This window comes from Stutzerimonas chloritidismutans AW-1 (assembly GCF_000495915.1).
Taxonomy (GTDB): Bacteria; Pseudomonadota; Gammaproteobacteria; order Pseudomonadales; family Pseudomonadaceae; genus Stutzerimonas; species Stutzerimonas chloritidismutans.
The window spans coordinates 132,992-139,603 of the sequence record NZ_AOFQ01000030.1 but is presented as its reverse complement, the minus strand read 5'-3'; the positions used below and the strand labels follow the sequence as shown (position 1 = coordinate 139,603).

Sequence of the window (6,612 nt, the reverse complement as noted above, 5' to 3'; positions counted from 1 at the left end):
CCCCCCCCGCCACAACCTCGCGAAACACCTCATCAATGGCTGCCATTGGCGTACTGATGACCGCATGGCCGAAATGCTTGAGCGCCGCAGCCTGGGAGAAGGTACCCTCTGGGCCGAGATAGGCAACCCGGAGCGGCTGTTCCAGGGCCAGGCAGGACGACATGATCTCGCGGAACAGACGCGCCATTTCCTCGTTATCGAGCGGCCCGCGGTTGAGCTCCATGATGTGCTTGAGCACCCAGGCTTCGCGCTCCGGACGGTAGAACACCGCGGACTCGCCCTCGGCCAGCGCCGCGGTCTTGACCCGGGCGACTTCCTGGGCACAGCGGGCGCGCTCGCTGATCAGATCGAGAATGCGCTCGTCGAGGCTGTCGATTCGAACCCGCAGGGCCTTCAACTGATCGGCGTCGCTCATCAGCCGTGCTCCTTCTCGAACTCGGCCATGTAGGCCACCAGCGCTTCGACCGCATCCAGGCCTACGGCGTTGTAGATAGAAGCGCGCATGCCACCCACGGAGCGATGCCCTTTGAGGTTCAACAGGCCACGCGCGTCGGCGCCGGCCAGGAACGCCTTGTCCAGACGCTCATCGGCCAGACGGAACGGAACGTTCATCCACGAACGCGCATTGATGGCGATCGGGTTGGTGTAGAAATCGCTGGCATCGATGGCACCGTAGAGCATGTCCTTCTTGGCGCGGTTGCGCTGCTCCATCGCCTCGACGCCGCCCTGCTCCTTCAGCCACTCGAAGACCAGCCCCGAGAGATACCAGGAAAAGGTTGCCGGCGTGTTGTACATCGAGCCGTTATCCGCCGCGACCTTGTAGTCGAGCATGGTCGGGCAAGCGGAACGCGCATGGCCGAGCAGGTCTTCACGAACGATAACGACCACCAGCCCGGATGGCCCGATGTTCTTCTGCGCTCCGGCGTAGATCAGGCCGAACTTCGAGACGTCGATGGTCCGCGACAGAATGTCCGACGACATGTCGACGACCAGCGGCGTATCGCCGAGATCCGGAATCCAATCGAACTGCAGGCCGCCGATGGTCTCGTTGCTCGCGTAGTGCAGGTACGCCGCGTGCTCGCTCAACTGCCAGTCGTTCTGCCCCGGAATGGCGAAGTAATCGAGAGGTTTGGCGCTGGCCGCCACATTGACGTTACCGAAACGACGCGCCTCTTCGATCGCCTTGCGCGACCAGATGCCCGTATCGATGTAGTCGGCAACGCCATCTTCCGGCAGCAGGTTCAGCGGAATCTCGGCGAACTGCTGGCTGGCGCCCCCCTGCAGGAACAGCACCTTGTAGTTCGACGGAATTGCCAGCAGGTCGCGCAGATCCTGTTCGGCCTTTTCGGCGATAGCGGTGTATTCGTCGCTACGGTGGCTCATCTCCATGACCGACAGGCCCTTGCCATGCCAGTCGAGAAGCTCCGCCTGGGCGCGCTGAAGGACGGCTTCGGGAAGCGCAGCCGGACCGGCACAGAAGTTAAAGGCGCGTTTGCTCACTGCTGTTCTCTCGCTCTTGCTCGATATTGAATCCCGCGGCGCGGCGACCGGAACCTCTACCGACCGCCACGCTACCACCTGATTGCGGATTGCTTTCGCCGATCAGTCTTCGTCGTCTGTCGGCACCACATCCGGAGATACGTCGCCAGCCCCGCCGAGCAGTTCATCCTCGCTCGGCTCAGTGCTGAGTACAGGCATTTCCTTCTCGAGGGCGTCGTCATCGAGCAACGCTTCGATGTCTTCCAGCACGTCTTCCTCGGATGGCTCCTGCACGCGCTCCAGACCAACCAGATGCTCGCCCTTGCTCAGTTTGATGAGGGTTACGCCCTGAGTATTGCGACCCAGCGATGACACCTCGTCGACGCGGGTCCGGACCAGCGTGCCCTGATCGGAGATCAGCATGATCTCCTCGCCCTCGAGCACCTGCACGGCACCGATCAACGGGCCGTTACGCTCGTTGGTGACCATGGCGATGACGCCCTGACCACCGCGACCGCGGCGTGGAAACTCTTCCATCGCGGTGCGCTTGCCGTAGCCACGCAAAGATGCGGTAAGGATCTGTGCACCCGATTCCGGAATCAGCATGGAGATGATGCGCTGCCCTTCGGGCAGACGCATACCGCGTACACCGCGGGCATTGCGGCCCATGATGCGAACCTTGCTTTCCTTGAAACGGATGACCTTGCCGCCGTCGGAGAACATCATCACTTCCTGGGCACCATCGGTGACGGCCGCAGCGATGAGGGTGTCGCCTTCTTCCAGCTTGAGCGCGATCAGGCCGGACGTCCGCGGACGGCTGAACTGCACCAGAGGTGTCTTCTTGACCGTGCCATTGGCGGTAGCCATGAAAATGTAGGAGCCGGTCGGCTCGTCTTTCTCGTCGCTGTCGGCGTCATCGCTTTCGACGTCGTCCGCATCATCGTGCTCGATGACCAGGCCTTCTGCTTCGTCCAGGTCGTCCTCACCTTCGGCAGCCTGCTTGCGCAGCGCTTCCAGATCGACCTGAAGCATGGCGGTGATGCGCTCGCCCTCATCGAGCGGTAGCAGGTTGACCAGCGGGCGGCCACGCGAAGTGCGAGATGCTTCGGGAATCTCGTAGGTCTTCAGCCAGTACACTTTGCCCTTGCTGGAGAACAGCAGCAGCGTGGTGTGACTGTTGGCAACCAGCAGATGCTCGACGTAATCCTCTTCCTTCACACCAGTCGCAGCCTTGCCGCGACCACCACGGCGCTGCGCCTGGTAGGCGGCCAGCGGTTGCGACTTGGCATAACCACCATGAGAGATGGTGACGACGCGCTCTTCTTCGGTGATCAGGTCCGCCAGCGTCAGGTCCAGACGCGACTCGAGAATCTCGGTACGCCGTGCATCGCCGAAATCGCGCTTCACGCCTTCCAGTTCTTCGCGGATGACTTCCATCAGGCGAACCGGATTGGTCAGGATGCGGATCAGCTCGCCGATCTGGGTGAGGATTTCCTGGTATTCGCTGAGCAGCTTCTCGTGCTCGAGGCCGGTCAGGCGGTGCAGACGCAGATCAAGAATCGCCTGCGCCTGTTCCGGCGACAGAAAGTACTTGCCGTCACGCAGGCCAAACTGCGGATCGAGGCCTTCCGGGCGACAGGCATCAGCCCCTGCGCGCTCGACCATGGCTTCAACGGCGCTCGATTCCCAGGCAGTGGAAATCAGCGCATCCTTGGCCTCGGCTGGAGTTGGCGAAGCCTTGATCACCGCAATGACCGGATCGATGTTGGACAGCGCGACCGCCTGCCCTTCAAGAATGTGCCCACGCTCGCGCGCCTTGCGCAGTTCGTAGACGGTACGGCGGGTAACGACTTCGCGGCGGTGGCGAACGAAGGCTTCCAGCAGCTCTTTCAGGTTCAGCGTACGTGGCTGGCCATCGATGAGCGCAACCACGTTGATACCGAAGACGCTCTGCAGCTGGGTCTGGGCGTATAGGTTGTTGAGGATCACCTCCGGCACTTCGCCGCGGCGCAGCTCGATGACCACGCGCATGCCGTCCTTGTCGGACTCGTCACGCAGCTCGGTGATGCCTTCGATCTTCTTCTCTTTCACCAGCTCGGCGATCTTCTCGATCAGCCGTGCCTTGTTCAGCTGGTAAGGCAGCTCGGTGATGACGATCTGCTGCCGGCCGCCGACCTTGTCGATATCTTCGATATCGGCGCGAGCACGGATATAAATGCGGCCACGGCCGGTGCGGTAGGCCTCGATGATGCCAGCACGGCCATTGATGATACCGGCAGTGGGGAAATCGGGGCCCGGGATGAACTGCATGAGTTCGTCGATAGTGATATCGGCGTTGTCGATCAGCGCCAGGCAACCATCAATCACTTCGCCCAGGTTATGCGGCGGGATGTTGGTCGCCATGCCTACCGCAATACCGCTGGAGCCGTTCACCAGCAGATTGGGAACCTTGGTCGGCATGACCGCCGGGATCTGCTCGGTGCCATCGTAGTTGGGCACCCAGTCGACGGTTTCCTTTTCCAGGTCGGCCAGCAGCTCATGGGCCAGCTTGGCCATGCGCACTTCGGTGTAACGCATCGCTGCAGCGCTATCGCCGTCAACCGAACCGAAATTACCCTGGCCGTCGACCAGCATGTAGCGCAGCGAAAATGGCTGCGCCATACGCACGATGGTGTCGTATACCGCCGAATCGCCGTGCGGGTGGTATTTACCGATCACGTCACCGACCACACGGGCGGATTTCTTGTACGGCTTGTTCCAGTCGTTGCCGAGTTCGCTCATGGCGAACAGTACGCGGCGGTGTACCGGTTTCAGGCCATCGCGCGCGTCCGGCAGCGCACGGCCAATGATCACGCTCATGGCGTAATCAAGGTAGGACTGCTTGAGCTCGTCTTCGATATTGACCGGGAGGATTTCTTTGGCCAGTTCGCCCATGGAAGCCTGGTTCCTTATAGTCAGCAGGGTCCTGTAATAAGCGCGGGATGGTAACACAGACGACTGCTATAAACTGAGCCTTGCACGGAGCAAAACCGGCTTGCACACCACACCCGAGCGCGACCGATCGTTGCTCAGTGCAGCCGTTTGCGGCTCATCAGTTCGGCCATCTTCGCGGCACTCGGCCGCTCGACCACGCCTTTCTCGGTGACAATGGCATCGATGAGATCGGCCGGCGTCACGTCGAACACCGGATTGAATGCCTCGACATCAGCCGCGAAGCGCCGACCGTCGACCTCAAGCAGCTCGCTGCCGGCGCGCTCCTCGATCTGGATCTCCTCGCCGTTCTCCAGCGCCATGTCGATGGTCGAACTCGCCGCCACCACCATGAAACGCACGCCGTGGTGCATCGCCAGGACCGCAAGCTGGTAGGTACCGATCTTGTTCGCCACATCGCCATTGGCGGTGATGCGATCCGCACCGACGATCACCCAGGAGATGCCTCTGGATTTCATCAGATGAGCAGCCGCCGAATCCGCATTCACCATGGCCGGAACGCCATCACCGAGCAGTTCCCAGGCCGTCAGCCGGGAGCCCTGCAACCAAGGCCGGGTCTCATCGACGTATACCCGCTCCACCAGACCCTCGAGATGCGCCGCCCGGATGACCCCGAGCGCCGTACCGAAACCGCCGGTCGCCAGGGCGCCGGTATTGCAATGGGTGAGCAGGTTCTGCGGATTGCCCTGATGGCGGCGGATGAGGTCGACGCCAAACTGCGCCATCGCCAGATTTGCCTCGCGATCGCTGTCATGGATCGAGATGGCCTGGACCTCCAGCGCTGCATACGGGTCTTCACCCGGCTTGAGGCGATCCAGTCGTTCGCGCATCTGGTTCAGAGCCCAGAACAGATTGACTGCGGTGGGACGGGAATCGGCCAGCACCTTGAAGTCTTCCTCCAGGGCCTGCCGCCAATCACCGCCGTCGGCGATGCGGGCACGCACGGCAAGGACCAGGCCATAGGCTGCGCTGATTCCGATTGCCGGCGCGCCGCGCACGACCATATCCCGAATCGCCGCAGCGACCGACGCCGCAGAATCATGGCTGCACCAAATCTCTTCGACGGGAAGCTTGCGCTGATCGAGCAGGTTCAGGCGCCCGTCCAGCCATTCGATCGACTTAACCTTTTCCGCAGCCAACAAACGCTCGCGCATGGCATTTCCCTCGTTCAGCTTCGTCGACACAGGACCATCATGCGCCCCGAACAGCAAAGAAAAAGCCCGGATCGCGGGCGAACCGGGCTTTCCAATCTCAATATGGCCGGGAAGCAGCAAACATGAGCACTGCGGCCTCTTATCCCGGGCGCGAATGCTAATCGACGGGTTTTCCGAGCACAAGCAGTGATCAGGGCTTGGCGACGCCTAATGGCCGAGCAGCTTTCAGGCTGGCCCCGCCTTCCACGGAGAGAGCATGCGCTCGAACAGATGAAGTGTCGCGCTCACTCATCGCGTCGTGCTTGACCAACTCGCGGCAGGCCAAATACTGTATCTATATACAGTTATTCTGGATGCTTCTTCATGACCGCAGTGGTCGCCCTCGATAGCCTGCTGGATACACGTCGCGTCTGGCGTGGCCAGGCCATAACATCTCGCACGGCCGTCCAGCCGACCGGAAATGCCACACTGGATGAGTTCCTGCCCGGCGGCGGCTGGCCGGAGTCGGCCATCAGCGAGTTCCTCGTCGCGGCCACGGGCATCGGCGAGCTGAATCTGCTGTGGCCGACCCTTGCACGACTGACCACCGCCGGCGAGCGGGTGGTGCTGGTAACGCCCCCTCATCGACCTTACCCCCAGGCCTGGCTGGCCGCGGGTGTAGACCTGCAGTGGCTGACCATCATCCAGGCAAAGGGCCGCGATGCGCTGTGGGCTGCAGAACAATGCCTACGTTCCGGCAGTTGTGCCGCCGTGCTGTGCTGGCCGCAACAAGCTGATGACCGTGCCTTAAGACGCTTGCAGATTGCCGCTGAATCCGGCCAAACCCTGGGCTTCGTCTATCGGTCACTGCATGAAGCAAATAACCCATCACCGGCGGCACTACGCCTGACCATCGAGGCCCAGCCGGCGCAGCTGCGTGTCATCAAGTGCCGCGGCGGCCTGGCTCCGGGACAGGCGCTCCCGGCCAGCGCCTGGCAACAGGCGTGAC

At 61.9% G+C, this 6,612-nt stretch carries 5 protein-coding genes; 1 reads left to right on the top strand and 4 read right to left on the bottom strand.

Annotation, left to right across the window (positions count from 1 at the left end):
- The 4 genes from pheA to mtnA form a co-directional block, all read right to left on the bottom strand.
- Positions 1-415, bottom strand: a 415-nt coding sequence (gene pheA / locus F753_RS35415) for a chorismate mutase (RefSeq protein WP_023445205.1), incomplete at its 3' end; no start/stop codon positions are given.
- Positions 415-1,500 carry a 3-phosphoserine/phosphohydroxythreonine transaminase gene (gene serC, locus F753_RS35410; protein ID WP_023444759.1) on the bottom strand — a complete coding sequence of 362 codons (1,086 nt, stop codon included), beginning with the start codon at positions 1,498-1,500 and terminating at the stop codon, positions 415-417. The genes serC and pheA, both read right to left, overlap by 1 nt.
- 102 nt (positions 1,501-1,602) lie before the next feature.
- Positions 1,603-4,413, bottom strand: a complete 2,811-nt coding sequence (gyrA, locus tag F753_RS35405) for a DNA gyrase subunit A (protein WP_014820647.1) — start codon at positions 4,411-4,413, stop codon at positions 1,603-1,605.
- A gap of 134 nt (positions 4,414-4,547) precedes the next feature.
- Positions 4,548-5,624 carry an S-methyl-5-thioribose-1-phosphate isomerase gene (gene mtnA / locus F753_RS35400; protein ID WP_023445204.1) on the bottom strand — a complete coding sequence of 359 codons (1,077 nt, stop codon included), beginning with the start codon at positions 5,622-5,624 and terminating at the stop codon, positions 4,548-4,550.
- Between the two features lie 363 nt (positions 5,625-5,987).
- Between mtnA and imuA the strand changes: the two genes are divergently transcribed.
- Complete coding sequence (gene imuA / locus F753_RS35395; RefSeq protein WP_023445203.1) at positions 5,988-6,611, top strand: translesion DNA synthesis-associated protein ImuA; 624 nt, start codon at positions 5,988-5,990, stop codon at positions 6,609-6,611.
- Position 6,612: the final 1 nt, after the last annotated feature.